This is a genomic window from Litoreibacter sp. JB4-2 (assembly GCF_055693445.1).
The window spans coordinates 3597131-3620732 of the sequence record NZ_CM146334.1; the positions used below are offsets into that span (position 1 = coordinate 3597131).

The 23602-nt window shown below is 59.0% G+C and carries 28 protein-coding genes; 13 read left to right on the forward strand and 15 right to left on the reverse strand.

The features are described 5' to 3' along the window. Positions 1 to 84: 84 nt before the first annotated feature. The 3 genes from ACZ1G7_RS18010 to ACZ1G7_RS18020 are packed head-to-tail and all read left to right on the forward strand — an operon-like array spanning position 85 to position 2328. A complete protein-coding gene (locus ACZ1G7_RS18010; protein WP_472660755.1) occupies positions 85 to 516 on the forward strand; it encodes a PaaI family thioesterase in 432 nt (143 codons plus the stop codon). Next, on the forward strand, positions 513 to 1016 hold the full coding sequence (locus ACZ1G7_RS18015) for a PaaI family thioesterase (protein ID WP_472660756.1): 504 nt from the start codon (positions 513 to 515) through the stop codon (positions 1014 to 1016). Before ACZ1G7_RS18010 ends, ACZ1G7_RS18015 begins: the two co-directional genes overlap by 4 nt. Then, complete coding sequence (locus tag ACZ1G7_RS18020) at positions 1006 to 2328, forward strand: MATE family efflux transporter (RefSeq protein WP_472660757.1); 1323 nt, start codon at positions 1006 to 1008, stop codon at positions 2326 to 2328. Before ACZ1G7_RS18015 ends, ACZ1G7_RS18020 begins: the two co-directional genes overlap by 11 nt. On the opposite strand, the gene ACZ1G7_RS18025 is transcribed toward ACZ1G7_RS18020, so the two are convergent. The 4 genes from ACZ1G7_RS18025 to ACZ1G7_RS18040 all read right to left on the reverse strand — a co-directional run bounded on the left by ACZ1G7_RS18025 (position 2325) and on the right by ACZ1G7_RS18040 (position 4676). After that, complete coding sequence (locus ACZ1G7_RS18025) at positions 2325 to 2711, reverse strand: hypothetical protein (RefSeq protein ID WP_472660758.1); 387 nt, start codon at positions 2709 to 2711, stop codon at positions 2325 to 2327. The genes ACZ1G7_RS18020 and ACZ1G7_RS18025 overlap by 4 nt on opposite strands. A gap of 242 nt (positions 2712 to 2953) precedes the next feature. Continuing rightward, positions 2954 to 3292 (reverse strand): arsenate reductase (glutaredoxin), encoded by a 339-nt coding sequence (gene arsC, locus ACZ1G7_RS18030; protein WP_472660759.1) that lies wholly within the window; start codon positions 3290 to 3292, stop codon positions 2954 to 2956. Then, the gene (locus tag ACZ1G7_RS18035) at positions 3283 to 4341 is read right to left on the reverse strand and encodes a quinone-dependent dihydroorotate dehydrogenase (RefSeq protein ID WP_472660760.1); all 1059 of its coding nucleotides are present in this window, start codon (positions 4339 to 4341) and stop codon (positions 3283 to 3285) included. Before ACZ1G7_RS18035 ends, arsC begins: the two co-directional genes overlap by 10 nt. After that, complete coding sequence (locus ACZ1G7_RS18040; protein WP_472660761.1) at positions 4338 to 4676, reverse strand: DUF952 domain-containing protein; 339 nt, start codon at positions 4674 to 4676, stop codon at positions 4338 to 4340. Before ACZ1G7_RS18040 ends, ACZ1G7_RS18035 begins: the two co-directional genes overlap by 4 nt. 111 nt (positions 4677 to 4787) lie before the next feature. On the opposite strand from ACZ1G7_RS18040, the gene ACZ1G7_RS18045 reads away from it, so the two are divergent. After that, positions 4788 to 6362, forward strand: coding sequence for a bifunctional metallophosphatase/5'-nucleotidase (locus tag ACZ1G7_RS18045; protein WP_472660762.1), 1575 nt, complete (start codon positions 4788 to 4790; stop codon positions 6360 to 6362). A gap of 203 nt (positions 6363 to 6565) precedes the next feature. Here ACZ1G7_RS18045 and ACZ1G7_RS18050 read toward each other — a convergent pair whose 3' ends face one another. Then, positions 6566 to 7090: a VPLPA-CTERM sorting domain-containing protein gene (locus tag ACZ1G7_RS18050; RefSeq protein WP_472660763.1), complete on the reverse strand. Its 525-nt coding sequence runs from the start codon at positions 7088 to 7090 to the stop codon at positions 6566 to 6568. Between the two features lie 260 nt (positions 7091 to 7350). On the opposite strand from ACZ1G7_RS18050, the gene ACZ1G7_RS18055 reads away from it, so the two are divergent. Genes ACZ1G7_RS18055 through ACZ1G7_RS18065 form a run of 3 tightly spaced genes read left to right on the forward strand, consistent with a single transcriptional unit; the run spans position 7351 to position 10561 of the window. Then, a complete protein-coding gene (locus ACZ1G7_RS18055) occupies positions 7351 to 8031 on the forward strand; it encodes an SOS response-associated peptidase (protein ID WP_472660764.1) in 681 nt (226 codons plus the stop codon). Positions 8032 to 8063: 32 nt separating this feature from the next. Next, positions 8064 to 9590 carry an acyl--CoA ligase gene (locus ACZ1G7_RS18060; RefSeq protein WP_472660765.1) on the forward strand — a complete coding sequence of 509 codons (1527 nt, stop codon included), beginning with the start codon at positions 8064 to 8066 and terminating at the stop codon, positions 9588 to 9590. Continuing rightward, entirely contained in the window at positions 9587 to 10561 is a 975-nt protein-coding gene (locus ACZ1G7_RS18065; RefSeq protein ID WP_472660766.1) for a 2-dehydropantoate 2-reductase, read from the forward strand. The genes ACZ1G7_RS18060 and ACZ1G7_RS18065 overlap by 4 nt, the downstream gene beginning before the upstream one ends. A 409-nt stretch (positions 10562 to 10970) precedes the next feature. Here ACZ1G7_RS18065 and ACZ1G7_RS18070 read toward each other — a convergent pair whose 3' ends face one another. Genes ACZ1G7_RS18070 through ACZ1G7_RS18080 form a run of 3 tightly spaced genes read right to left on the reverse strand, consistent with a single transcriptional unit; the run spans position 10971 to position 13795 of the window. After that, positions 10971 to 11882, reverse strand: a complete 912-nt coding sequence (locus ACZ1G7_RS18070; protein WP_472660767.1) for a LysR family transcriptional regulator — start codon at positions 11880 to 11882, stop codon at positions 10971 to 10973. Positions 11883 to 11885: 3 nt separating this feature from the next. Then, positions 11886 to 12839 carry a LysR family transcriptional regulator gene (locus ACZ1G7_RS18075; protein ID WP_472660768.1) on the reverse strand — a complete coding sequence of 318 codons (954 nt, stop codon included), beginning with the start codon at positions 12837 to 12839 and terminating at the stop codon, positions 11886 to 11888. Further along, positions 12836 to 13795, reverse strand: a complete 960-nt coding sequence (locus ACZ1G7_RS18080; RefSeq protein ID WP_472660769.1) for a LysR family transcriptional regulator — start codon at positions 13793 to 13795, stop codon at positions 12836 to 12838. Before ACZ1G7_RS18080 ends, ACZ1G7_RS18075 begins: the two co-directional genes overlap by 4 nt. Positions 13796 to 13977: 182 nt before the next feature. Here ACZ1G7_RS18080 and ACZ1G7_RS18085 point away from each other — a divergent pair, with 182 nt between their 5' ends. From ACZ1G7_RS18085 to ACZ1G7_RS18095, 3 genes are all read left to right on the forward strand, one after another. After that, on the forward strand, positions 13978 to 14613 hold the full coding sequence (locus ACZ1G7_RS18085; protein WP_472660770.1) for a sulfotransferase family protein: 636 nt from the start codon (positions 13978 to 13980) through the stop codon (positions 14611 to 14613). A 212-nt stretch (positions 14614 to 14825) separates the two neighbouring features. Beyond that, positions 14826 to 15467: a sulfotransferase family protein gene (locus ACZ1G7_RS18090; protein WP_472660771.1), complete on the forward strand. Its 642-nt coding sequence runs from the start codon at positions 14826 to 14828 to the stop codon at positions 15465 to 15467. A gap of 64 nt (positions 15468 to 15531) precedes the next feature. Next, entirely contained in the window at positions 15532 to 15942 is a 411-nt protein-coding gene (locus ACZ1G7_RS18095; protein WP_472660772.1) for a hypothetical protein, read from the forward strand. On the opposite strand, the gene ACZ1G7_RS18100 is transcribed toward ACZ1G7_RS18095, so the two are convergent. From ACZ1G7_RS18100 to ACZ1G7_RS18120, 5 genes are all read right to left on the reverse strand, one after another. Continuing rightward, positions 15939 to 16832, reverse strand: a complete 894-nt coding sequence (locus tag ACZ1G7_RS18100; RefSeq protein WP_472660773.1) for a LysR family transcriptional regulator — start codon at positions 16830 to 16832, stop codon at positions 15939 to 15941. The two genes, ACZ1G7_RS18095 and ACZ1G7_RS18100, sit on opposite strands and share 4 nt — an antisense overlap. A 13-nt stretch (positions 16833 to 16845) precedes the next feature. Beyond that, positions 16846 to 17139, reverse strand: a complete 294-nt coding sequence (locus ACZ1G7_RS18105; RefSeq protein ID WP_472660774.1) for a Dabb family protein — start codon at positions 17137 to 17139, stop codon at positions 16846 to 16848. A gap of 89 nt (positions 17140 to 17228) precedes the next feature. Continuing rightward, positions 17229 to 17885: a hypothetical protein gene (locus ACZ1G7_RS18110; protein WP_472660775.1), complete on the reverse strand. Its 657-nt coding sequence runs from the start codon at positions 17883 to 17885 to the stop codon at positions 17229 to 17231. Between the two features lie 10 nt (positions 17886 to 17895). Then, positions 17896 to 18381, reverse strand: coding sequence for a hypothetical protein (locus tag ACZ1G7_RS18115; RefSeq protein ID WP_472660776.1), 486 nt, complete (start codon positions 18379 to 18381; stop codon positions 17896 to 17898). A 156-nt stretch (positions 18382 to 18537) separates the two neighbouring features. After that, the gene (locus ACZ1G7_RS18120; RefSeq protein ID WP_472660777.1) at positions 18538 to 19356 is read right to left on the reverse strand and encodes a class I SAM-dependent methyltransferase; all 819 of its coding nucleotides are present in this window, start codon (positions 19354 to 19356) and stop codon (positions 18538 to 18540) included. Positions 19357 to 19638: 282 nt separating this feature from the next. Between ACZ1G7_RS18120 and ACZ1G7_RS18125 the strand changes: the two genes are divergently transcribed. Then, positions 19639 to 20598, forward strand: a complete 960-nt coding sequence (locus tag ACZ1G7_RS18125) for a LysR family transcriptional regulator (RefSeq protein ID WP_472660778.1) — start codon at positions 19639 to 19641, stop codon at positions 20596 to 20598. A 45-nt stretch (positions 20599 to 20643) separates the two neighbouring features. Next, positions 20644 to 20934 carry a DUF1330 domain-containing protein gene (locus tag ACZ1G7_RS18130; RefSeq protein WP_472660779.1) on the forward strand — a complete coding sequence of 97 codons (291 nt, stop codon included), beginning with the start codon at positions 20644 to 20646 and terminating at the stop codon, positions 20932 to 20934. Between the two features lie 225 nt (positions 20935 to 21159). On the opposite strand, the gene ACZ1G7_RS18135 is transcribed toward ACZ1G7_RS18130, so the two are convergent. After that, positions 21160 to 21432, reverse strand: a complete 273-nt coding sequence (locus tag ACZ1G7_RS18135; RefSeq protein ID WP_472660780.1) for a hypothetical protein — start codon at positions 21430 to 21432, stop codon at positions 21160 to 21162. A gap of 120 nt (positions 21433 to 21552) precedes the next feature. On the opposite strand from ACZ1G7_RS18135, the gene ACZ1G7_RS18140 reads away from it, so the two are divergent. Further along, the gene (locus ACZ1G7_RS18140; RefSeq protein WP_472660781.1) at positions 21553 to 22467 is read left to right on the forward strand and encodes a LysR family transcriptional regulator; all 915 of its coding nucleotides are present in this window, start codon (positions 21553 to 21555) and stop codon (positions 22465 to 22467) included. A gap of 344 nt (positions 22468 to 22811) precedes the next feature. Here ACZ1G7_RS18140 and ACZ1G7_RS18145 read toward each other — a convergent pair whose 3' ends face one another. Further along, positions 22812 to 23390: a tyrosine-type recombinase/integrase gene (locus ACZ1G7_RS18145; RefSeq protein WP_472663760.1), complete on the reverse strand. Its 579-nt coding sequence runs from the start codon at positions 23388 to 23390 to the stop codon at positions 22812 to 22814. Between the last annotated feature and the right edge of the window lie 212 nt (positions 23391 to 23602).

Below are 23602 nucleotides of genomic sequence, written 5' to 3' on the forward strand. Positions count from 1 at the left end.
ACAACCTCATTTGCGGGGTTGCGGGCGATGGTCGCGGGCAGGATAAATGGGGGCCAGAACATTCCCGGAAGGTCGCTGCACGCCATGACGCCAGCCGAGCGCACCAAGATTGCCCGCCAATTTATCGAAGCGATCCCGTTTTCCAAGGCACTGTCGATGTCCCTGGACGAGATCGGCGAAGGCCGCGCGGTGATAACCATGCCCTATGATGAAGCCCTGATCGGTGATCCGCGTTCGGGCGTTATTCATGGCGGCGCGGTTTCTGCCTTGATGGACACCTGCGGCGGGGCGGCCGTGATGAGCCATCCAGACGCGCCCATAGCGACAGCCACGATTGACCTGCGCATCGACTATATGCGCGCCGCCGCCCCCGGCCAAAGTATCCGGGCGGAGGCCACATGCTACCACGTCACCCGCGCCGTGGCCTTTGTGCGTGCGACCGCCTGGGACGATGACACCGACCGACCTGTCGCTGCCGCGACCGGGGCCTTTACCTTCCAAAGGGGAAAGCCATGAAGGCGCCGGAACCCGTTCAAGTCGTCAAAACCCGCCGCGACGCGCTTTTGAGCAAGCTTACGCGCGCGGTGCCCTATATTGGCTTTCTCGGCGTTGAATTTGACCGGCGCGGGGATGAGCTGACGGCGGTGCTGCCCTACAAGCCCGCGCTTATCGGCAACCCGGCTCTGCCCGCGATCCATGGCGGTGTCACCGCATCCTTCCTGGAAATCACGGCGGTGATAGAGCTGACATGGGCCACGCTTTGGTCCGATCTGGAAGCCGGGCGGATCGATCCGGAGGGCGACGTGCTGCCGCGCATGCCCAAGACCATTGATTTCACCGTTGACTATCTGCGCACGGGCCTGCCGCGCGATGCTTACGCGCGGGCGCGGATCAACCGATCCGGTCGGCGCTATGGCTCAGTCCATGTGGAGGCATGGCAGGACAACCGATCCAAACTGTTCGCGCAGGCGACCGGACATTTCCTGATGCCGCCGCCGCCTGATAATGCAGGCTGAACCCAAACCCATCACCCATGCCCGTGTCTTCAAAATCGCGGGCCCTATTGTGCTGTCAAACGCCACTGTCCCGATATTGGGCGCGGTCGATGTGGGCGTCGTGGGTCAAATGGGGGAGGCCGCGCCGATTGGCGCGGTGGCCATGGGCGCGATTATCCTCACGACGATCTACTGGATTTTTGGCTTCTTGCGCATGGGCACGGTCGGCATGGTCGGTCAGGCCGAAGGCGCGGGTGACAGCGCCGAGGTCTCAGCCCTTCTGACGCGCGCGCTTTTGATCGCGGGGGCAGGTGGGGTGCTGTTGATCATCCTGCAGCCGCTGATTTTTTTGGGCGCTTTCGCGCTGTCACCCGCCACGCCGGAGGTTGAAACCTTGGCGCGCGAGTATCTGGCCATTCGCATTTGGTCGGCCCCGGCGGCGATTGCTGTCTATGCGCTGACCGGCTGGCTGGTCGCGATGGAGAAAACCATCGGTGTTTTCTGGGTCCAGCTGGTGATGAACGGGATCAACATCGTGCTCGATCTGGTTTTCGTGCTGGGCTTTGGCTGGGGCGTCGAAGGCGTCGCGATTGCCACGGTCATCGCCGAGATCACCGGTGCCGCGCTTGGCCTCTATCTGTGTCGTTCTGCATTTGCCCACCCGGCCTGGCGCGAATGGCCGCGCATTTTTGAACGCGCGCGGCTGATCAAGATGATGCTGGTCAATGTCGATATCCTGATCCGGTCGGCGCTTTTGATGATCATCTTTTCGTCCTTCGTGTTCCTGGGCGCGGGGTTCGGCGACGTGACCTTGGCGGCCAATGAGGTGCTGATCCAATTCATGTACATCACCGCCTACGCGATGGACGGGTTCGCCTTCGCCTCCGAAACCCTGATCGCGCGGGCCTATGGGCGGGGCGACCGGGCGCGCGTGCGCCGCTCCGCGATTGTGGCCAGCACGGGCGGGCTTGGCGTCTGCGTGATCGCCGCGATTTTCTTTGCCATTGCCGGCCCATGGCTGATCGACGTGATGGCCAAAGCGCCGGATGTTCAGGCCGAAGCGCGCCAGTATCTTTGGTGGATGGTCGCGGCCCCGCTGGTCGGCTGCGCCGCATGGATGCTGGATGGTATTTTCATTGGCGCAACAAGGGGGCGCGACATGCGCAATATGATGGCGGTGTCGTTCGTCATCTACTGGGCCGCGATCTGGGTGTTGATGCCGCTGTTGGGCAACCACGGGCTGTGGGCGGCGCTGCTGATCTCATTCGTTGCGCGGGGCGTGACGCTGGGGGCGAAATACCCCGCGCTGGAACGCTCAGCCGAGCGCGCCTAGCGGTTGATCTGATACCAGATCACGACGTCGGAAAAGACGACCTCACCCACCACTATGAATTGTACCCGCGCGCCCGCATCCGGCACGCCGCCGCCTGTCGACAGGATGGCGTCTATGTCAAAGGTCTCCTGATGCATCCGCGTGTGGCTTCGCGAAAACGTGCGGTTCGTCATGATGTTGGTGGTGTGCATTCTGACCGTGACCTGACTGTCCTGCACCGGGCGCAGGTTAAACGTCAGAACGGATTTGCGCCGGCCGGAGGTCGAGCGGTTCAGATCGTCTGGCACCGCAAAGGTGAAGGTTTCGACATCGTTGGTGGCGTCCTTGAGCGTGAACGTCCCGTCGCGCAGAACTTGGTAGTCGGCAATGGAGGTGGATGGCATGAAAAATGCTCCTGAAAAAGACATACATAAAATAGTGGCCTAAAGTGCCAGCTCCCCAGTATCACATCTTTCGCCAAAAGGCCCGGACTCAAGCCGTAGGCGCCGGGCTAACACCTGACCGCCCCACGGTCTGGTGTTTTGGTCACCGTAGCAAAGTGAAATTCGGTAGAGAGTGCCTGGCTGCCATAAAGTTCTGTTAAATGAATGTCAGAACACCAGCCCTCGGTCAGGTGTCGACCCGGCTAGGCGTCCAAAATCGCTAAGACGGCCTCTGGCGGGCGGCCAATCGCGGCTTTGCCATTGGCAAAGACGATCGGGCGTTCGATGAGGATTGGGTGTGCCGCCATGGCGTCTATCAGCGTGTCCGGGTCATCCGTTTTGCTCAGGCCCAGCTCTTTGAACAGTTTTTCGCCCGTGCGCATCAGCGCAATGGGTGCAAGGCCCAGTAGGGCAAGTGCCGCCTCAATTTCAGCTCGAGAGGGCGCGTCGTTTAAATAGAGCCGCACCTTTGGATCATCCAGCAAGGCCAAGGTTTGGCGCGACTTGGTGCAGCGCGGGTTGTGCCAAATTTCTACAGCCATGCGTCGCGTCCTGTTCCAATTGCCTCAGAGACCGTGCTGAACCCGTCCGCTTCAAGCAAACCGTCCAGTTCAAGCGCGATTTCGCCCGCCAGCCCGACACCGTGATAGACCATGGCGGTGTAAAGCTGCACCGCGCTCGCGCCTGCTTTGATCTTGGCGTAGGCCTGCGCCGCCGAACTTACCCCGCCGACACCGATCAGGGGCAGCTTGCCGTCGGTCAGCTTTGACAGCTCAGCCAGGACGCGGGTTGATTTTTCAAACAGCGGCTGGCCGGACAACCCGCCCGCCTGCGCCTTATGCGCGCTTGCAAGCCCTTCGCGCGACAGAGTGGTGTTGGTTGCCACGATCCCGTCAATGCGTGTGTGCAGGGCGACATCAGCGATTTCCGCCAGCTCGTCTTGTGTCAGATCCGGCGCGATCTTGAGGAAGATTTGCGTACCGCGCGCATGCTGGTCGCGCACCGCCATCACGCGGTCCAACAGGTCGAACAGCACCGCCTTGCCCTGCAGGTCGCGCAGCTTTTCGGTGTTGGGCGACGACACGTTGACCGTCGCGAAATCTACTGAGGCCCCGGCGCGCGCCAGAACGGTGCCAAAATCCGCCGCCTTGTCGCTGCTGTCTTTGTTGGCCCCAAGGTTCAGGCCCACGGGAATGTTCGCGCGCGCTGCGTCCAGACGTTCGGTGATCGCCTCCATCCCGTCATTGTTGAAGCCAAAGCGGTTGATGGCGGCTTGGTCTTCCGACAGACGAAAAAGGCGCGGTTTTGGGTTGCCGGGTTGGGCGCGCGGGGTGGCGGCGCCGACCTCCAGAAAGCCAAAACCGGTCTTGGCCAATGGCGCGATCACCTCGGCGTTTTTGTCAAATCCTGCGGCCAGCCCGATTGGGTTTGGTAGCTCCATGCCTGCCAGCTCGCAGCGCAATCGGGGGGATGTCACCGGTCCATGCCCGCCGACAAGGCCCATATTCAGCGCGTTGATCGCAAGCGTGTGGGCCGTTTCCGCCGGAAACTTCCGAAGAAGCGGCAGGCCGATGCGTTCCAGAACGTTCATGCGATGCTAGTCGGGAATGCATGGGCGCCACCGTTCAAGGGCAGGGGGGCGTCGCCTGCGACTTCGGACAGCTGCCAGTCGCGGTAAAGATGCGGGAATTCGGCACCGCCGCGCGAAACCTCCCATTTCAGAGCGTCGCCCAATGCGTCGCCGTCGGCCCAGACCAGATGCAAATCCGTTTGCCCGGCGAAATGCTTGGCGGCGGTTTCGCGCGCCTGTGTGGCCGTAGAGAAATGGATGTAGCCATCCGTCAGATCAATCGAAGCGCCTTTAAAGACGCCAGTTTGCTCAAATTCTGCCCATTGGGCGGCGGTCATGATTTTATAGATCAGCATTCCCAATCCATGCCGCGCACCGGCCCCAGCGTCAAGCAATCAGACCTTTGACTCTGGGCCAGCCTAGGGCCAAGCTATCGACATTGAATTTCAACATCGGGGGACGCATTCATGCGCACGCTATTCACATCTGCCGCCGTTCTGGCCCTGTCCACGGGGATCGCCGCGGCCGACTACACGCTACACGTCATCCATATCAACGACCTGCACAGCCGGATTGAGCCGGTCAGCAAATACGATTCCACCTGCGGCGCCGAAGATAACGCGGCTGGCGAATGTTTCGGCGGTGTTGCCCGAGTGGCCACCAAAATCGCCGAGCTGCGTGAAGAGCTGGCAGGCGAAAACGTCATCGTTCTGGATGCGGGCGACCAGTACCAGGGCTCGCTGATGTACACGACCTATAAGGGCGACGTGGAAATCGAGTTTATGAACCAGATCGGTTTTGATGCCATGGCCGTCGGCAACCACGAATTTGACGATGGCGACGAAGGTCTGGCCAAGCTGGCCGATGGGGTCAGCTTCCCCGTGATTTCGGGCAATATCGATGTCAGCCAGTCCAACGTTCTGGCGGGAAAGATCGACAATCATGTGGTGCTTGAGGTCGGCGGCCAGAAAATCGGCATTGTCTCCGCGCTTGCGGTTGATACGGTTGAAACCTCCTCCCCCTCTGACGCGGTGGTTTTCACCGACGAGGTCGAAAGCCTGCAAGCCGATGTCGACACGCTGACCGGCGAGGGCGTCAACAAGATCATTGCGCTGACCCATGTCGGCCTGCCACGCGACATGGAAATCGCGGCGGCTGTTGACGGGCTGGACGCGGTGGTTGGCGGGCATTCGCACACCAAGATGTCCAACACGGAAGAAGGCGCATTGGCCTATCCGCAAATGGCCGGAAACACTCCCGTCGCGCAGGCCTATGCCTATTCGAAATATGTGGGCCACTTGAAGCTGACTTTCGATGATGCGGGCACCGTGACCAACGTCGAGGGTGACACGATCCTGCTTGATGCCTCTGTCGCGGAAGACGCCGCCATCACCGCTCGCGTGGCGGAGCTGGCAGGCCCGATTGACGAGATGAAAACCCGCGTCGTGGCAAGCTCCGCCGCGCCAATCGAGGGCAGCCGCGACGTCTGCCGCGTGCAGGAATGCGCGATGGGCAATCTGGTGGCCGACGCCATGCTGGACCGGGTCAAGGATCAGGGCGTGCAAATCGCGATCCAGAACGCAGGCGGCGTGCGCGCCTCCATCGATGCGGGTGAGGTCACGATGGGTGAGGTGCTGACCGTGCTGCCCTTCCAGAACACGCTGTCCACATTCGAGGTTTCGGGTCAGGACATCATCGACGCGCTGGAAAATGGCGTGAGCCAGGTCGAGGAAGTGAAAGGCCGCTTCCCCGCCGTGGCCGGTCTGAAATTCACCTGGGACGCTTCCGTGGCGCCTTTGGAGGGCCGCGTGCAAGAGGTCATGGTGATGGAAAACGGCGCGTTCACACCGATTGATCCGGCCAAGACCTATGGCGTGGTGTCCAACAACTACGTCCGCCAGGGCGGTGACGGCTACAAAATGTTCAAGGATGCAGACAACGCCTACGACTACGGGCCAGACCTGGCCGATGTCGTTGCAGAGTTCATGGCGGAGAACGGCGATAACGCAATCGCCATTGAAGGCCGTATCACGCAGAAATAAGCGCCTAAATTGCGCTGGAAAAGCCCCGCTTCGGTGGGGCTTTTTCCGTTTGCATTTAACCTGTGGCGGTAAAAGCTAGGGTTGGCGCGCGGAGCGTTGGACAGCCGTGCGCAGGTGCTAAACGCGTCGACGTCAATTTGTTGCGAGAAAAAGGACGGCCGAAGCCGTCCTTTTATGTAGCGTTTTTTGCGTTGACTAAAAGGTTACGGCTTTCGGCGCATGAAGGCGAACCCGCCCAACCCTGCCAGCAACATCAAGCCAGCTGCTGGAAGAGGCACAGGCGTCATTGGCACGCCGCCACCACTCCAATAGGAGATGTGTGACACGTTCGGTTGTTTGCCGCCGTTGTTGAGAATGCCCATGGTGCTCCAACTACCCGTCATCAGGCCACCCGCGTCAAAAACGATGTAGCTATTGGCTGCTTTGACTGTGATGTAGTCGACCGCATCAGGCGTGGTCCAGGTTCCGCCGAGGCCAGAAACAGCTGCACCATATCCCCCATCGCTTTTGCCGAGCAGCTTCAGGTCAATAGACAGTTGTCCCAGTGCAGCCGCGACTGCTAGCTCTACCACGTTCTCAGGGTCGCCCCCGCCGGTATTCGACGGATAGTAGATCGAACCGAGGTCTGCCTGACAGGCCAAGCCGGACCCAAACCCACATGGTGGCACGGAAGTTGCGCTTGCTGCGGTTCCCAACATAAGCGCTGCGCCGAGCGTAACGCCCCTCATTATTTTAGTCTTTGTCATCAAATATTTCCCCACTAATTACCCCAGCAAGAAAGAAAAAAACCTTCGCCAGATAACTGATACATAAACAAATACACCGATTCGCGCTAGTTTTTGTGTCAAGGAAAATCTGCGTGAATCGCGGTGAAATTTCTTCATCACTGGCGCGACCCGGGCTGCAATGCTTTTACCAAAAAAGTGCGCAGCGGCCGCCACGTGTTCATGCTTGCCTTCGCCACCACAAGTCGGCCAGTTTGTGATCTATGTGCGGTCGTTTCGCAAATCTCGTGCCGAAGGAGGCGATGGCGCAAGTCTTTGACGCGCAGCTTGCCAATGATTTGCCGAACCTGCCCAATTACAACATTTGCCCCACGAACCAAGTCCATGCGATCACCAGCCAGGACGGCATTCGGCACGTTACCTCGATGCGGTGGGGGTTCATCCCGCATTGGTACAAAAAGCCCAGTGGTGGTCCGCTTTTGATCAATGCGCGCGGCGAGACGATTGCCGAAAAACCTGCGTTCCGCCAAGCCGTGCGCGAACGCCGCTGCTTGATCCCGGCCACGGGGTTTTACGAATGGACCAAGGACGCCGACGAAAACCGGCTGCCCTGGTACATTCGCCGCGTCGATGGCGCCCCGATTGTCTTCGCAGGTGTCTGGCAGAACTGGGAACAGGGCGGGGAGGCGCATACTGCCTGCGCCATCGTCACAACCGGCGCAGGGCCGGGGATGCAGGCCATTCATCACCGCGAGCCGGTGACCTTGCAGCCGCAGGATTACGCCCTCTGGCTGGGGGAGGCGGGCAAAGGCGCGGTCAAACTGCTCAGCCATGCGCCGGAGGACCATTTCGAGGTGTTCCGCGTCGATCCAAAGGTCAATTCGAACCGTGCCTCCGGGCCAGATTTGATCGCGCCAATCGACGCCAGCGATGAGACGGTTTAAGAAGGCGCAAAGATCGATCCAAGGACGTTTCTATGACCACTTACGCCGCCCTCATCGCCGCCCATCCTGACGCAGCACCCGCCATCGGCGCGCCGGACCGTGACTGGCTCAATTATGCGGGGCTGCGCGCGCAAGCCGCCAGCGTGGCGGAGGCTCTGCACGGCTTTGGCATCGGGCGCGGCGACCGCGTGGCCATCGTGCTGCCCAACGGGCCGGAGATGGCCTCCGCCTTTGTGTGCGTTGCCCAAACCGCCACCACCGCGCCGCTGAACCCGTCCTACAAGCAAGACGAATACGCCTTCTACCTTGATGATCTGAAAGCCCGCGCGCTGATCGTGATGGAAGGCTATGACGGCCCTGCCTTGGCGGCTGCGCAAGGTCTGGGCATCGCCATTATTCGCCTTTCCGTTGGCGACGCGCACCCGGCAGGCGCGTTCGATCTGACGCTTGAAGGCGACGCGTTGGGCAGCGCCGACACCACGCCGCCCGGTGCCGATGATGTCGCGCTGATTTTGCACACGTCCGGCACCACGTCGCGCCCCAAGATCGTGCAGCTTCTGCACAGCAACGTCGCGGCCTCCGCACGCAATATCGAGGCCTCGCTGAGCCTGACCGCGCAAGATCGCTGCATTAATGTCATGCCGCTCTTTCACATCCACGGGCTTATCGCAGCTGTGTCGGCCACGCTGGCGTCTGGCGGCTCGGTCTGGTGCGCGCCGGGTTTTGACGCGCTGAAATTCTTCGCCCAAATGGGGCAGGCCGCGCCCACATGGTACACCGCCGTACCGACCATGCACCAAGCGATCCTGTCGCGCGCGCCGCGCAATGCTGACGTCATCGCCGCGCATCCGCTGCGTTTCCTGCGATCCTCGTCTGCCTCCCTGCCACCGCAGGTCTTCGCCAAGCTGGAGGAAACCTTTAACGCCCCCGTCATCGAAGGCTACGGCATGACCGAGGCCGCGCATCAAATGGCCTCCAACCCGCTGCCGCCGGGCCGCCAAATCCCCGGCTCCGTCGGCATCGCGGCGGGCCCCAAAGTGGCAATCGCGTCTGAGACTGATCCTGAGCTGATCCAAGGCACGGGCGAGATTGTCATCTCCGGCCCCAATGTCACGCCGGGCTATGAAAACAACGACAAGGCCAATGCCGACAACTTCTTCGAGGTGGGTGGCGAGCGCTGGTTCCGCACGGGTGACCAAGGCGCGCTGGACGACCAAGGCTACCTGCGTCTCACCGGGCGGCTGAAAGAAATCATCAATCGCGGCGGCGAAAAGATCAGCCCGCTGGAGATCGATGAGATGCTGATGGACCACCCCGAGGTCGCTCAGGTCGTGGCCTTCGCCGTGCCCCATCCCAAGCTGGGCGAAGAAGTAGGCGCCGCCGTCAAGCTCACCGATGGCAGCGCGCTCGACGCTTCGGCGCTCAAGGATTTCGCCAAAACCCGCGTCGCCGAGTTCAAAATCCCGCGCCACATCGTCATCCTTGATGAAATCCCCAAAGGCGCGACCGGCAAAATGCAACGCATCGGCATGGCCGAAAAGCTGGGGCTCACGTCATGAAAATCTGCATCTTCGGCGCAGGCGCCATCGGCGGCTATCTTGGGGCAAAGCTCGCCCAAACCGACGCGGAGGTCTCGATGATCGCGCGCGGCCCGCATCTGGAGGCGATGCAGGACAACGGCCTCACGCTGATGGAGGGCGACGGCTACATCAATGTCGACGTCATCGCCTCTGACGATGCCACGTTTCTGGGCCCGCAGGACTATGTCTTCGTCACGCTCAAGGCCCATTCCGTGCCGCCCGTCGTGGACAAAATCGCGCCGCTGATCGGGCCAAACACCACCGTGGTCTCTGCCGTGAACGGGCTGCCCTGGTGGTATTTCCACAAGCTCGATGGGCCTTATGAAGGCACGCGCCTTGCCTCCGTCGATCCGGGCGACGCGCAATGGAACACGTTCGGCCCCGACAGTGTGCTGGGCTGCGTCGTCTACCCGGCCGCCGAGGTCGTCCAGCCCGGCGTCGTCCGCCATATCGAAGGCAACCGCTTCCTGCTGGGCGAACCCTCCGGCGAGAAAACCGAACGCGCGCAAGCGTTGTCCAAGCTGATGATCGCCGCCGGTCTCAAGGCCCCGGTGCGCCCGCGCATCCGCGACGATCTGTGGGTCAAGCTCTGGGGAAACCTCAGTTTCAATCCGATCTCCGCGCTCACCCACGCGACGCTGGAGGAGCTTTGCACCGACGAAGGCACCCGCGCTTTGGCGCGCAACATGATGGTCGAGGCGCAGGAGATCGCAGAAAGCCTGGGCGTCAAATTCGCCATCGACGTCGACCGCCGGATTGATGGCGGCGCCTCCGTCGGCGCGCACCGCACGAGCATGTGGCAAGACCTCGACGCTGGCCGCCCGATGGAGATCGAGGCACTGGTGGGCTCCGTGTCAGAGCTTGGTCATTTGATCGGGAAACCCACGCCGACGATAGATGCGGTGCTGGCGCTGGTCAGGTTGCGGGCGAAGACGGCGGGGCTCATCTAGATAAAGCGGGCAAACGTCGGCGTGCCCGCTCGGAATCAAAAGCGAAGCGCGCCGAGCTAGGTTCTGAGCGTTTCGCCAATGGTTCGAGAAGCGCTCAGAACGCTCGCCCGGACGGGCTGAAGCTTTTGCTATCAGTGCGCATCGTTCGTAGGGAAGATGTGTTTGGCCTCCATAAACTGCTAACAAACAAACGTCGCAACGTCACCCCGCGGGCAGCCACGGGTCCGGCTTGCGAATGAAACGTTTGCGGACAAACCGGACTTGTGCAGTTGCGGCTATTGCTTATGCGGCATTTGTTTGCTCTTGCGGTAAGAATACAACTGCATTGCGGCTCACAGCGCCAAAACGGTCATTCAATTCCTGTGAAATGGAGATTTGCGCACAGGCAATCACCTCGTCTGGTATATCGTTATTGTTGGTCGCGTTCACGCCAACCGGTCAGTACGGCGCGGTTATCTTTGAGATACCCAACCAAGGCGTCCAAGACGATCCGCACGCGCTGAGAGCCACGCGCAGACTCGTGATAGATGACCCAGGAATCAACTTGATCGAATGGATCGGGAAAGACCCGTTCGATGTTGGGGTTCGTATCCGCGAGGGCACAGAACAGCGAGCCGATGCCAGCACCTTGCTCGATCATCATTTGAGCAGAATCTGTGTTTTCCACCCGAATGCTGGGACGCTCAGGATTGTCTAAGCTATCAATCAAAGCCGAAGCTTTTGAAGGCGAATTTCCAGTTCCGATCCGTACAAGTGTGTGGTCGCGCAAGTCGTCGGGGGTGTTTGGGCGTCCATCGGTTTCAAAGTAAGTCTTTGATCCATAGAAGGCACGTCCCCAGGTAAACGAATAGGCGACGACGAGCGCCGGATCCTTGGGTTCGCGGGTGCGTACGGCAATATCTGCCTCGCCTTTCGCGAGGTCGAAGGCAGAAATCGAACTGATAAGATCAACGTACAATCCCTCAAATGCCTCCGAAATTTGGTGAACCAAAGGCCGAAGGATGTGGGCCGCGGTGGGGACGCAAGCGATCTTAACAGTGCCGGTCGGCTGCTGGCGCATCGCGCTTACATTGATCTGGGCGTCATGGACAACCGCATCCATCTGCTTCGCTGCGTCGGCGATCACCAAGCCTTCGGGAGTGAAATTAAATTCACCACCGCCCCGTATGACGAGAGGTGTCCCGAAGGCCTGCTCGGCACTGGCCAACCGGCGGCTCACCGTCGATCCATCCACGCCCAGAAGGCGCGCAGCTTCGGTTATCGAGCCAGCGTTCTTTAAGGCGAGAACGACGCGGAAATGGCTCCAGTTAGGGTTTGCCATGGGTCACCTGTCTACTCCTTTGAAAGCGTCGGCCCCCAGAGCGTCTAAAGTTTTTTTGTTGATATAATTATAGGCGTCGATCACGATTGACCGAAGCCATTTGCCGCCAGGGTCCTGCGACAGGCGCGCGCTCCAGAAGAAGCGAAAGGTGATGTCCGGCAGATCGACCGGTGGGCGCTTGGCGATCAACCCGTAGGTCTTCATATCGTCAGCCATGAACAAAGGCACCGTTGTGCCGAGCATATTCGTGCGCGCCAGAAGCGGTGCGACGCCCGAGAATTCAGGCAAATGCGCTCCGATCCGGCGCTCCATGCCATCGCGCGCCACGCGATCCTCTACGGTTTGGCGCGCTGCGTTTGACATCCCAACCATGACGTGGGGCCAATCAAGCCAAGCTTGTTTATTCCAAGTCTCCGCCGCCGGATGCCTTGCCCGCATATAGGTAAGGCGTTGCAGGGTCGGCATTTTCTGTTCCATCAGCCCTTCTGGCAAGGGTTTGTCCGCGCCAAGCAATGCGAGGTCGATCTCTTCATTCGTGACAGCATCGTAGAGATGTGGGCCCAAATTCACCCATTCCAATGCCACGCCGGGCGCGGCCTCATTGATCCGCGCAAAGACCTCTGCGATCAGCGCTGTGATCGCGGGTACGGCGATCCGGAAGGTGCGGGTGCTGGTGGCCGGATCAAAGGGGTCTGGGGGGGTCACCACACGTTGGATACTACGCAGGATGGGTCGGACGTCTTCAATTAATGCCTCAGCAAAGGGCGATGGCTGCATCTTGCCCCCGACCTTGACCATCAGCGGATCACCCACCTGTTCGCGAAGACGAGCAAGCGCGTGGCTCACTGCAGAGGGCGTCTTGTTCAGCCGGTCTGCAGCTTTCGCGACCGAGCCCTCGTCCATCAGCGCCTGAAAAGTCACAAGCAGATTGAGATCGAGCCGGTGAAGGGGCGTCATGATGCTGTCTCCTGTCCCAGGCGCGCGGCCACCAACGCTGCCGCCTCAGAATGGGCCTCGCGATAGGCCTCCATGACAAGCTCGCGAAGCCACACACAAGCCGGATCGTTCGCAGTACGTGCGGACCAATGAAATCGCGCGCGCAGTTTCGGTGTCTGGCCAATGGGAGGCAGCGGTTGAAGCCCATATAGCTCCATGTCCCACGCCATGATCTCTGGCGGTAATGTAGCGATATAGTCGCTGCTGGATATCAGCGGCGCGACGCCTGCAAATTCAGCAATGAGAGCACCGATATGGCGCTCCGCACCACTTGCTTTGTCCACTTCTTCCACCGGGCTGCGGACCTCATCGCCGATTGCGACCTTTACGTGCGGATAACGCATCCATGCGTCCGGGCCCCAATTGTCGATACAGGGATGTGTATCGCGGACGAAACTAACAAATTCCATTGGCGGCAATTCGGCCTCCTCGAACCCATCGGGCAAATGCCGCTCTCCGCCCGTATGGGCGAGGTCAATCAGACCCTCGGAGACCGCCGCATGCACCTCCCTTGGCGCTGACAGCCATTCGATCCGCGTGCCCGGTGCGGTCTTGTGAATGGCAGCCAAGACGCGTGTTTGGAATTTTGCTGTGAGCGGACAAGCCACCCGGAATACGCGGGCGCTCGAGGCGGGATCAAACGGCTCAGGCAGTTTGAGCACCCTTTTGATGCTCATCAGAATGGGGCGCACATCTTCGATCAGTTGCAGGGCAAACGGGCTGGACTGCATCCGTCCGCCGACTTTGACCATCAACGGATCACCCACCTGTTCGCGCAACCGTGCCAGCGCGTGACTGACCGCCGATGGCGTCTTGTTCAGCTTCGACGCGGCACCCGCGACGCTGCCCTCAAGCATAAGCGCTTCAAATACGACCGGCAAATTCAGGTCGATCCGGTGTAGCTGAATTTCCTTCATGACCGCTGAAATCGTTTCGTTAGGTTTTCGCTGGGTTTGAGTGAATACGTTTGTCATCGAAACCGCAAAAAAAAGAGCAACGGCACCGAAACCTTCATCACACCCGAACGACTGACCGCTGGGCGCTGTCCTGCGACCGGGACAGGTATGTCTTTTAATTTGCTCACAAAAAGGAACACGTTATGTCTTTGAAAGTCATCGGATCAGGCTTTGGCCGCACCGGAACCATGTCCACCAAAATTGCGTTAGAACAGCTGGGTTTTGGCCCTTGCCATCACATGACCGAGGTGATGAGACATCCCGATCAGCCGGCTTATTGGACGGCCTATGCGGAAGGCAAAGAGGTCGATTGGGCCGAAGCCTTTGCGGGATACGATGCCCAGGTCGATTTCCCTGGGGCCACTGTCTGGCACGAACTGTCAATTGCCTTTCCAGATGCCAAGGTCCTGCATAATGAGCGCCCCGAAGAGGACTGGTGGGCAAGTTATTCCGGTACGATCAACAAATTCTGGGAATTCCGGACGCGGCTGGAACTGCCGCCGCACTTGGCCCCAATTTTCGAGACGATGGACAAGATCGTCGTTCAAGACTTGATCGGCGGCACGGACAAGGACAGCGCAATCAAGGCCTATCGTCGCAATAACGAAAAGGTCCGCGACATGATCGCGGCAGACCGGTTGCTTGTTTTCTCGCCAACGGACGGCTGGGATCCACTGTGCCGTTTCCTTGAGGTGGATGTACCTGCAGGGGCCTTCCCACGGAGCCATGCCCGCGATGAGTTCTGGGCGCATTTTGGTGGAGAACCATCGGGGGATTGAACGCAGGTTGCGCTGGCGCAAGGGCCGCAGGCATTTTTGCAATCGGTCTTTGCGATCTTCTCTGGCGCTTCCAGGCGCGGCTTCCAGTAGGTTCGGATCATCGCTGAAATGGAAAGCCAACAGCAACGCGCGGTAACGGTCCTATGGCCCGTCACCGGCCGACCGCCTGCGGCCTACTGATAGCACCTGAATAGCATCAAGGAAGAAACAAAATGTCCCTCAAAGTTATCGGAACCGGCATGAGCCGCACAGGCACCCTATCCACCAAAACGGCCCTTGAGGCCCTTGGATTTGGCCCTTGCCATCACATGATGGAGTTATTCGCAAACCCGACCCAAGTGGAAAAATGGGCAGAGGTCGCACGCTGTGAACCCACCCAATGGGATGCGGTTTTCGAAGGATACACATCGCAGGTCGATTTCCCCGGTGGTCGGGTCTGGCAACAGACCATCCAGGCCTTTCCAGATGCCAAAGTGCTGCACACCGAACGCCCGGAAGACGACTGGTGGGCGAGTTTCAGCAAGACGGTGCTGAAGGTCTGGGCCAACCACGAACGCCTGACCCAAAACATGCCGCAGCATATCAAGGATATCTTTGTAAAGCTCACGCCGTTCTATATCGACGATACCTTTGGGGGCATGCCCGACAAAGAGATCGCGCTGGCCGCCTACCGGCGCAACAACCGCCTTGTGCGTGAATTGGTGCCCGCCGACCGGCTGTTGGTGTTCACACCGTCGGATGGGTGGGAGCCGTTATGTGACTTCCTTCAGGTCCCGGGCCCTGACGCGCCCTTTCCACGAAGCAATGGGCGGGATGAGTTCTGGGACAACTTCGAAGAAGAGCCCGCTGATTAATTGCCCCCAAAACCGCGCCGCCTGAGCCTTTGACGGCGCACCAATTCTCAAAGGACCATTTCAAATGACACGCTTTCAACTCGCGGCAGCGTTGGCCTGCGCCATCGCCCTCCCGGCGGCCGCACAAGACCGACCCGACACCGTCTGGATGATCGTCCAACATGACGTCGCTGCCTACGCCCCATGGCGCGAGGTGTTCGACAGTGGCCTGTCCACCAGACAAAGCGCAGGCGAGCTGCAGTTTGAAATCCTGACAAAGCCCGGACCGCCGATAGCCGTCATGGCCATCTTTGAATGGACCGATGCAGACGCTGCTTTGGCCTTTGTAAACGATCCCGCTGTCCGCAACGCGATGCAAGCAGGCGGGGTTATCTCAGACCCGGTGATCACATTGCACCACACCGACCCGCGGTTCTGGTCAGACCTCGATGCGCCAGTCACACAAACAGACTTACAGGCAGATAATGGCGGTTAGATCCCCGATAGGATCGACTGTCGTTCGTGTAAGAACGGGATCAAGGCATCCAGAACCACCCGTACCTTCGCCGAGCCGCGTGCGGATTCGTGATAGAGCACCCATGAATCCATCTGATCAAACGGTTCGGGAAACACACGCTCCAGTGTCGCAGAGCTATCACCTGCGACACAGAATAACGCGCCGATACCGCCATCCTGTTCAATGATGATCCGGGCGGAGTCAGAGTTTTCCACCCGCATCGCTGGCGCATCGGGGTCTGCGAATTGCTCGATCCAACCAAAGGCGGGGGTGCCGAGCAGTTGCGTACCGGTTCTGACAAGCTGATGATTGCGCAGCCCTTCAGGCGTGTCGGGACGGCCATGCTTTGCGAGATAGTCCTTGGATGCATAAAGGCAGCTGCCCCAGGTAAAGGAATGGGCGATCACCAATCCCGGATCCTTTGGCGCGATGGTTCTGACGGCGATGTCCGCCTCACCTTTTGCAAGGTCGACGCTGGAAATCGAGGCCATCAGATCAACCCGCAATCCGGGATGGTCTTGAGAAATCTGTTCGGCCAGCGGGCGCAACACATGTACCGCCGTCTGGACACAGGCAATGCGCACAGTCCCTTCGGGTTTCTGGCGCATTGACCGAACAGAAGAGGTTGTCGCACTGATCTTGGCATCCATCGCCGCGGCGGTCTCCAAGACGGCGCGCCCTTCAGCGGTGAATTCGAATGTGTTGCCGCCCCGGACGATCAACGTTGCGCCAAAGACGTCTTCGGCTGCGGCAAGGCGGCGACTGACTGTCGAGGCGTCAACGCCAAGCAGCTTTGCAGCCCCTGTCACCGACCCACCCTTGGCCAGCGCGAGGATGATGCGAAAATCGCTCCAGTTCGGCTCGGCCATCTACGGGATGCGCCTAGATCTCATGCTGGATTGCCGCAAGTTTGGCCGTCACATGTTTCGCGTGGTCTTCGACATAGGCCTTGTGGCCATCGCTGGACACATAGCGGCGGAACGCGTCCATATCCGCGAAGTCAGCGACGAGGGCGGCATCATGGTGGTTCGGGCCACTGCCCACGTTCGTACCGAGGGTAAAGGAAAGCACCTCGTCACTGGTCTCGCATAGGTTCGTCACGGCGGCGCGCCAAGCGGCAAGCTGCGGCTCGGTGGCTTCTGGCTTGAATGAGACAAGAACGATGTGACGCAGCATAGGATTTCCTTCGTTACCCGATTATCTTGGATTTCGTGTCTTTTCTGGGCAGTTTGCGCGGGCGCCCAAACAAATCACAACGCCCCCCATCAGAAACGCAATCCGAAAAACGCCACAGCCAGCGGCACCGGAGAGACAGCAAGCGCAATCGTCGCAACCGTCGCCAGCGGAGAGAAAATCCCGCTCAACCCGGCCATCAACATGATGCCGCCACCACCACCGATGATAGAGTTGCCGGGCGTATTCACCGCCAATGCCAGCGCAACATAGCGATAGCGGACTGCCATCTGCATTGCCCGCGCTGATCGTCCATCCAGCAGCATCGCCACGCGGTCCTCGCCCGACAGCGGCGCAGCACGGGCAACAAGATCAGCGGCCCGGTGCATCCGCAAGGTGGACAAGAACCGTTGCAAGACCCAGACGGGCAAAAAGCGCCCCGCAGTGTAGGCGAGGATCATCGACGCCACCGTGCAAACATAAATCAGCGGGGCAATGGCAGGGCCAAAGGCGGCAAGCATGGCAATACCGATCTCTGCCCCCGGCACAAACGGCAGCGCAAGAAGCCCGATATAGGCAACCGCGCCAAACATGATCATGCGGTGAACTTGCTGCTCGTTATCAGGCCTGATCTGCAGGTTGAGGGCATCGCGCACCTCATGTGCGCCCCACGTGGCCAGCACGATCACCGCGATCAGGATCACTATGCGCAGGATGATACCGCCCATCGAGGGGCTTGACGTGCGCATCTTGTCGATCTCAGCCCGTTACGGCAGTCGCGGCGTCGAAATTTGTGGCAGTACCCGAGCCTTCGATCATCATCTGGTTTGTCCAGTACCAACGACGGGTGGTCCATGTCACATCGAGCGTGATCGTGTCGCCCTCGACTTGGCCGTACCAGACTACCGTGTGCGGTGCGTCCGGGCAAAGAGTGGTGGCGGTGAAATGGATCACGCCATCGACGTCTTTCGTCTGATAGTCGGACCAGCCGAAATCACAGTATTCTTGGCAATCGGTGGACTGGAAGGTTCCGTTGCGGAATATCAGTTCGTCCTCGAGAACCGCGCCGCTTTCAACATCTGTGCCGAGAACTGTGAAAGCCCGACCATCCAATGCGCCAGACGAGTTCCACGCGCCCTCTGGTATCTGCAGATCAGGAATGTCTTTGTTCATCACCGACATTGTTGCTGCGCCAGTGCCGAGTGTTGCGACCGCAATAGCGGCTATTTGAAGGATCTGGGGCATTGCTGTCTCCAGTACGAAAGCAAAAATCAAAAATGTTGGACGATGAATTATGTACAAAGGCTACCCTAAGGTAAGCTTTCATACAAACACAAACGCCGTCCTTCACGGTCGTTGCAAACGACGATCCAAGACCGTGAAGGCCGTCACACATTAAAATCAGGCCTCGGCCATAAGCACACGGAAGGTTGCGCCGATGCGGTAGCCGCCCTCAGGCTGGGCAAATGGGGCGATCGCCGCTTCATGTGCTGCATCCAGTGCCGCCTGACCGCTCGTCTCGGCGGCCTTGAAGGCAACACCTGACGACCCAAGACCCTTCAGCGCCGTTGCAAGGTCGGGGTAGGTCCATGGGCTGTCCACGTCGAACACCTCGCGCGGGGTCAGGCCAGCGCTTGATGCAAGCTCTTCCAACTTGCCGGGCTCAGACAAGGCGAAGGGGCCCGACGCGTTTGCGGGCATCGGCGGCAGCAGCGGTTTCAAGGCGGCGATAAACGCCGTGACTTCCATGCTTCCGGGTTCACCCCAAGTCATGACAAATACCTTGCCGCCGGGCTTTGTCACGCGGCGTGCTTCCTTCAACGCCGCCACGGGATCGGCCGCGAACTGGAAAGCGTTGAAGCCTGTGACGACGTCAAAGCTGTCATCCTCAAAAGGCAGTATCTCGAGATCACCATGCTCAAAACGCGCGCTTGGTAAACGATCGCGGGCAACCTCCAGCAGCCCGGCGGATGCATCGATCCCGGCAACGTCAGCACCCAGGTCCGCCGCGAGCTGCATCGCCATGCCCGCCCCGCAACCCGCGTCAAGCAGGCGTGTCGTGGACCCGACAGAGCCCTTGTCGAGCACGGCATGGTAACCCGCCGCGCACTGTGGTTCCTGGATCAAGGCCCAGTCAGCGGCGCGCGCGCCCCAGATCTGGCCATTTGCGTCACCGCTCAATACGCGGGTCTCTGTTTTGGTTGTTTCTGTAACTGTCATCGTTTCGTCTCCATTTTTTCACTCTGGTGGCGGCAATCCTTTCCTGTCAGCGCGAAACGCGTGCGCTGTGGATCGGCCTCCACCGGAAATTCAATTCAGTTTCTCAATTCATTGCCCGCAAATTGTGCAGGTGCCGGGGCGAAAAAAGTCACACATTCAGAAAGTATCTGAAATTCAATCACTTGCCGAAGGCCCTCAGGTTCGCGCAGTGCATTTCGTTGGACATGGGTTGAGTATTCACTGCAGGGTCACATCAGTCCAGCGAAACGATTTCAGACCGACATGAGCGAAATTCAGTTACACAAGATTGACCTTAATCTGCTCTCTACCTTTGAGGCATTGATGGCAGGCGGCAGCGTCGCTACAGCAGCGGAAATACTGAATGTAACGCCTTCGGCAGTCAGCCATGCGCTTGGGCGCCTGCGCACGCAATTGGACGACCCTCTCTTTGTGCGCGTGGGCGGCAAGATGCAGCCAACCGAAAAGGCCATGCGCCTCGCCGAGGATTTGGGACCGGTCCTGCAGGGTTTGCGCCGCGCCTTGAAGCCACAAGACACGTTTGACCCGACGATCAGCAACAGGCTCTTTCGGATCGCCTTGCATGCGTCGCCCGCGTTTATGGCCCGCACAACCGCTGCGATCCTCAAGGAAGCGCCGAACGTGATGATAGATTGGGTGCGTATCAAGCCGATCAATCGAACCGACCTGGCGGATGGCTTGATCGACCTCATGCAGGTTGGCGGCCCGGCCCATCTGGGCGACGGAATCGAAGTGGTCGGTTTGGCGCCGTTCACCTTTTTCAGCTTCGTGCGAAAAGGGCATCCAGCAGCGAAAAACTGGAGCGCGAAGACCTCAGAAAAGTACCGTTATCTTCAGGTCGCCGTCGAGGATCAACACGGCATCAAGCCGATTGAAACAGAGCACAAGCAACGCGACCGACCCAGAACAGTGGGCGGCAAGGTTCAGGACTTCCCATTGCTCGGCCCAATGCTTGCTGCGACGGATTTCATCGCGACACAGCCGAGCGCCGCGATGGAAGAAAACTGGAAACAGTACGATCTGGAGGTGTTGGAACCGGTCGCTGCCCCAACCAACTTTCCGCACAGTTTTGCATGGTCCGCCCGCAATAATTCCGATCCGGCGAACACTTGGCTGCGCGAACTCGTGATCGAGGCCTATTCCACGCATCAGGATGAGATAACGCGCCAATTCTCTGAGGTGGCCATTCCGCTGTCAGGCTAGAAAAAGCAAGACTCATTCCGGACAAGTATTCAAAAAGGGTAACCCATGACAGCATATGTCATTTTCGACGTCGAAATTCACGACATGGATCAATACCAAGCGTTTATGCTTGGCGTAAAACCGGCATTAGAAAAAGCAGGGGCTAAATACCTTGCACGTGGGGGCGACCACAAAGTCTATGAAGGCGATTGGGAGCCGCGCCGGATTGTCCTGCTCGAATTCCCCTCGCTGTCGCATTGGGAAGACTTCTACAACGGCGAGACTTACCAAGGCTTGAAGGCCGTCAGAGATGCATGCAGTTCAGCGCGTCTCGTTGGCGTTGAAGGCATCGCGTAGCGGGATCAATCCTAACCCTTGCGCGCGATACATATGGCGTGACGCATCGCGCGGATTTTTGCGTCTTGCAAGACCGCAATCCTTCAGGCTGCGAACAGGCAAAAGTGCTGCTGCGCGATGACGAATTCCTGCAGCTTCAGGTCAAACCGCTCATTCGCTGACCCTGCATCTTCTGAGCTTGCGTTTTTTCGGGTCGAACGTTTTCCCCATCGAGATCCACATGGCTTAAGCGTCCTCCAGGAAATAGCTCAGCTGCTCAATGAAACCGTATTTGCGCATCATGGCATCACCTTCCGGCGTCCGGCTGATCACGCGCATTTTTTCAAGGTCATGGACCTCCCCAACGACAGCAACCTGACTGGCATCTTGCGGGTCGCGCAGAAACGTCATCTTGCCGACGGCCTCACCAAAAAGGCTTGCGTGGGCGGCGTGAAATTCTTCGAGTTCAGCGCCCACCGGGATGTGGGAGACGCGGGTTATAGAAACGAGCAGTGTCATGATGTGTCCTTTCAAACATCTGGATTTCCGGCCAACTGCCGGAACGCCTGAAGGGTGGCACGTCTGCGGTTGTCTGGGTATACATGTATAATGCGCTTTATAATTTCATAAGATCGAACAATGATTGACCAACTCAGAACCATGGCGATCTTTCAAACGGTGGCCGAGCTTGGGTCGTTTCGACAGGCCGCGAGAAAGCTGAACCTCTCTCCATCCGTGATCAGCCACCATATCTCTAAGCTTGAAGAAGACCTTGGCACGCCCTTGCTGTATCGCTCGACCCGTCGCATGTCGTTGACTGACGCAGGCGTGGCGCTCTTGGCAGCCAGTCAGCGTATGACGTCCGCGGCAATCGATGGGCTTGCGGCGGTTCAACGACGGGCATCGCAACCAACGGGCACGCTGACAATCGCCGCATCGACCCCGTTTTCGCACAGTCCTTATGTCGAGACCTTCACGCGGTTTGCTCAATCCTATCCTGATGTGCATCTGTCTATTCAGCTTGAAGACCGTGCGATCCCTTTGGAAGGATCGAACATTGACGTCGCGATCAGGGGGCGCGCTGGCAACCTTGACGACAGCAGCTATAAGGCGCGCAAGTTGGGTAATGTCCATTTCAGCGTCTTCGCGGCACCGTCGTACGTGCAGGGCAGACCCATGCCGCAATCGATAGATGACTTGGCCGACTGGGATTGGCTTCAAAGCCTGCCAGTGCCTTGGTCAGCTTTGGCAACCTTGGCAGATGGAACAGCCCCGGAACGCACACCGAGGACAGCGGCCACGTGCTTCAATCTCACGGTGGCCCGAAAATTTGTCGATGAAGGACTAGGCTTCATGATCGAAACCTATCCGCTTGTGGCAAATGATTTCCGCGCTGGCCGTCTGGTCCACTTGCTGCCGGAGGTGAAGCTGCGCCCGATCGACGTCTACGCAATCTATCCCGCCAATAGCCCGAAAGATGGGCTGGCACATCTTTTCATCGATTTCATGATGGATCAGATTTGGGCCACGGAATACGGTTTCGGCATCAGTTGATCTTTCCGCGTTGAGCGAGGAAAGCTAGCATGCGCTTATCAAAAATTGGCGGCAACTTCTCCACGACCTGTGAATGAGACGTTCGTCTATTGCTAATAACTGCCCGAACTGCCGCATCACACACTGCGGAACAGGATGAGAGCTCTCAAGAAAGCCACGTTTATCTCGTCGCATACGCATGGAGCGAAATAAATGAATTCATCGGTTGGGCTCGCACTTCGGTTTTGCCGCTGCGTGGTCTTAGTTCTCTTCTGTATCGACGAACGGCAGACACCGTTCGCCGACATCGCTTAGAGGTCGATGCATTCAGCGATACTCAGGGCATCTTCGAGTTCGACGCCAAATTAGCGCACTGTACTGTCGACCTTCGTGTGACCAAGCAGCAGTTGCACCGCGCGGAGGTTTCCTGTCTTGCGGTAAATCTCTTCGGCCCTGGTACGACGAAGTGAATGCGTGCCATAACCACTTGGTTCAAGACCAATCGCAGTCACCCAATCGCGGACAAGCCGACCATACTGGCGGGTGGAGATGTGCGGCCTGCCATGGAACCGGCTCGGGAACATGAAGCGGCAAGCAAACATCTCGGGTGATTTAACCCACGCCGGCACAGTTTCACGCGTGTTTTCCGTCAGCTCAAATTGAACTGGGCGCTTTGTCTTGCTCTGGATCACCGAAACGCGTTCTCGCACACGATCATCTTTTGCCAGGTCAAACACGGCTAATTTGACGAGATCACAGCCGCGAAGCTTGCTATCGATGGCGACGTTCAACAAAACCAGATCGCGCAGATAACCCGCGAGTTCGAGCCTTGCCCGGATTGCCCAGACCTGTTTGGGCAGCAAAGGCCGTTTTTGACCGATGATCCGCCCCTTGTTCCAGGCTCTGCGTTTCGGGGTTGTTGCGGGAAGTTGGACTCTTGACATGATTTGCCCTCCGATCCTCCCTCCAAACCCAATCACCAGCACCGCGTTGGCAGTGGAATTGTATCGTCCTTGGCAAGGGTAGTTTTCGGGAGCCGACCGACTACGTCGGTGCTGCATGTGCTTCGGCAGTTGAGAGCCTTGAGTGGACCTTACCTTCACGAATAACGTCCAAGCCGCTGGCGACGAACGAATGGCGACTTTCGTTGCTGCCG

What these genes read in the sequence shown, in the direction of transcription:
- ACZ1G7_RS18010 (WP_472660755.1), top strand. Translation starts at nt 85, where the DNA reads ATGACGCCAGCCGAGCGCACCAAGATTGCCCGCCAATTTATCGAAGCG.
- ACZ1G7_RS18015 (WP_472660756.1), top strand. Translation starts at nt 513, where the DNA reads ATGAAGGCGCCGGAACCCGTTCAAGTCGTCAAAACCCGCCGCGACGCG.
- ACZ1G7_RS18020 (WP_472660757.1), top strand. Translation starts at nt 1,006, where the DNA reads ATGCAGGCTGAACCCAAACCCATCACCCATGCCCGTGTCTTCAAAATC.
- ACZ1G7_RS18025 (WP_472660758.1), bottom strand. Translation starts at nt 2,711, where the DNA reads ATGCCATCCACCTCCATTGCCGACTACCAAGTTCTGCGCGACGGGACG.
- arsC (WP_472660759.1), bottom strand. Translation starts at nt 3,292, where the DNA reads ATGGCTGTAGAAATTTGGCACAACCCGCGCTGCACCAAGTCGCGCCAA.
- ACZ1G7_RS18035 (WP_472660760.1), bottom strand. Translation starts at nt 4,341, where the DNA reads ATGAACGTTCTGGAACGCATCGGCCTGCCGCTTCTTCGGAAGTTTCCG.
- ACZ1G7_RS18040 (WP_472660761.1), bottom strand. Translation starts at nt 4,676, where the DNA reads ATGCTGATCTATAAAATCATGACCGCCGCCCAATGGGCAGAATTTGAG.
- ACZ1G7_RS18045 (WP_472660762.1), top strand. Translation starts at nt 4,788, where the DNA reads ATGCGCACGCTATTCACATCTGCCGCCGTTCTGGCCCTGTCCACGGGG.
- ACZ1G7_RS18050 (WP_472660763.1), bottom strand. Translation starts at nt 7,090, where the DNA reads ATGAGGGGCGTTACGCTCGGCGCAGCGCTTATGTTGGGAACCGCAGCA.
- ACZ1G7_RS18055 (WP_472660764.1), top strand. Translation starts at nt 7,351, where the DNA reads ATGTGCGGTCGTTTCGCAAATCTCGTGCCGAAGGAGGCGATGGCGCAA.
- ACZ1G7_RS18060 (WP_472660765.1), top strand. Translation starts at nt 8,064, where the DNA reads ATGACCACTTACGCCGCCCTCATCGCCGCCCATCCTGACGCAGCACCC.
- ACZ1G7_RS18065 (WP_472660766.1), top strand. Translation starts at nt 9,587, where the DNA reads ATGAAAATCTGCATCTTCGGCGCAGGCGCCATCGGCGGCTATCTTGGG.
- ACZ1G7_RS18070 (WP_472660767.1), bottom strand. Translation starts at nt 11,882, where the DNA reads ATGGCAAACCCTAACTGGAGCCATTTCCGCGTCGTTCTCGCCTTAAAG.
- ACZ1G7_RS18075 (WP_472660768.1), bottom strand. Translation starts at nt 12,839, where the DNA reads ATGACGCCCCTTCACCGGCTCGATCTCAATCTGCTTGTGACTTTTCAG.
- ACZ1G7_RS18080 (WP_472660769.1), bottom strand. Translation starts at nt 13,795, where the DNA reads ATGAAGGAAATTCAGCTACACCGGATCGACCTGAATTTGCCGGTCGTA.
- ACZ1G7_RS18085 (WP_472660770.1), top strand. Translation starts at nt 13,978, where the DNA reads ATGTCTTTGAAAGTCATCGGATCAGGCTTTGGCCGCACCGGAACCATG.
- ACZ1G7_RS18090 (WP_472660771.1), top strand. Translation starts at nt 14,826, where the DNA reads ATGTCCCTCAAAGTTATCGGAACCGGCATGAGCCGCACAGGCACCCTA.
- ACZ1G7_RS18095 (WP_472660772.1), top strand. Translation starts at nt 15,532, where the DNA reads ATGACACGCTTTCAACTCGCGGCAGCGTTGGCCTGCGCCATCGCCCTC.
- ACZ1G7_RS18100 (WP_472660773.1), bottom strand. Translation starts at nt 16,832, where the DNA reads ATGGCCGAGCCGAACTGGAGCGATTTTCGCATCATCCTCGCGCTGGCC.
- ACZ1G7_RS18105 (WP_472660774.1), bottom strand. Translation starts at nt 17,139, where the DNA reads ATGCTGCGTCACATCGTTCTTGTCTCATTCAAGCCAGAAGCCACCGAG.
- ACZ1G7_RS18110 (WP_472660775.1), bottom strand. Translation starts at nt 17,885, where the DNA reads ATGCGCACGTCAAGCCCCTCGATGGGCGGTATCATCCTGCGCATAGTG.
- ACZ1G7_RS18115 (WP_472660776.1), bottom strand. Translation starts at nt 18,381, where the DNA reads ATGCCCCAGATCCTTCAAATAGCCGCTATTGCGGTCGCAACACTCGGC.
- ACZ1G7_RS18120 (WP_472660777.1), bottom strand. Translation starts at nt 19,356, where the DNA reads ATGACAGTTACAGAAACAACCAAAACAGAGACCCGCGTATTGAGCGGT.
- ACZ1G7_RS18125 (WP_472660778.1), top strand. Translation starts at nt 19,639, where the DNA reads ATGAGCGAAATTCAGTTACACAAGATTGACCTTAATCTGCTCTCTACC.
- ACZ1G7_RS18130 (WP_472660779.1), top strand. Translation starts at nt 20,644, where the DNA reads ATGACAGCATATGTCATTTTCGACGTCGAAATTCACGACATGGATCAA.
- ACZ1G7_RS18135 (WP_472660780.1), bottom strand. Translation starts at nt 21,432, where the DNA reads ATGACACTGCTCGTTTCTATAACCCGCGTCTCCCACATCCCGGTGGGC.
- ACZ1G7_RS18140 (WP_472660781.1), top strand. Translation starts at nt 21,553, where the DNA reads ATGATTGACCAACTCAGAACCATGGCGATCTTTCAAACGGTGGCCGAG.
- ACZ1G7_RS18145 (WP_472663760.1), bottom strand. Translation starts at nt 23,390, where the DNA reads ATGTCAAGAGTCCAACTTCCCGCAACAACCCCGAAACGCAGAGCCTGG.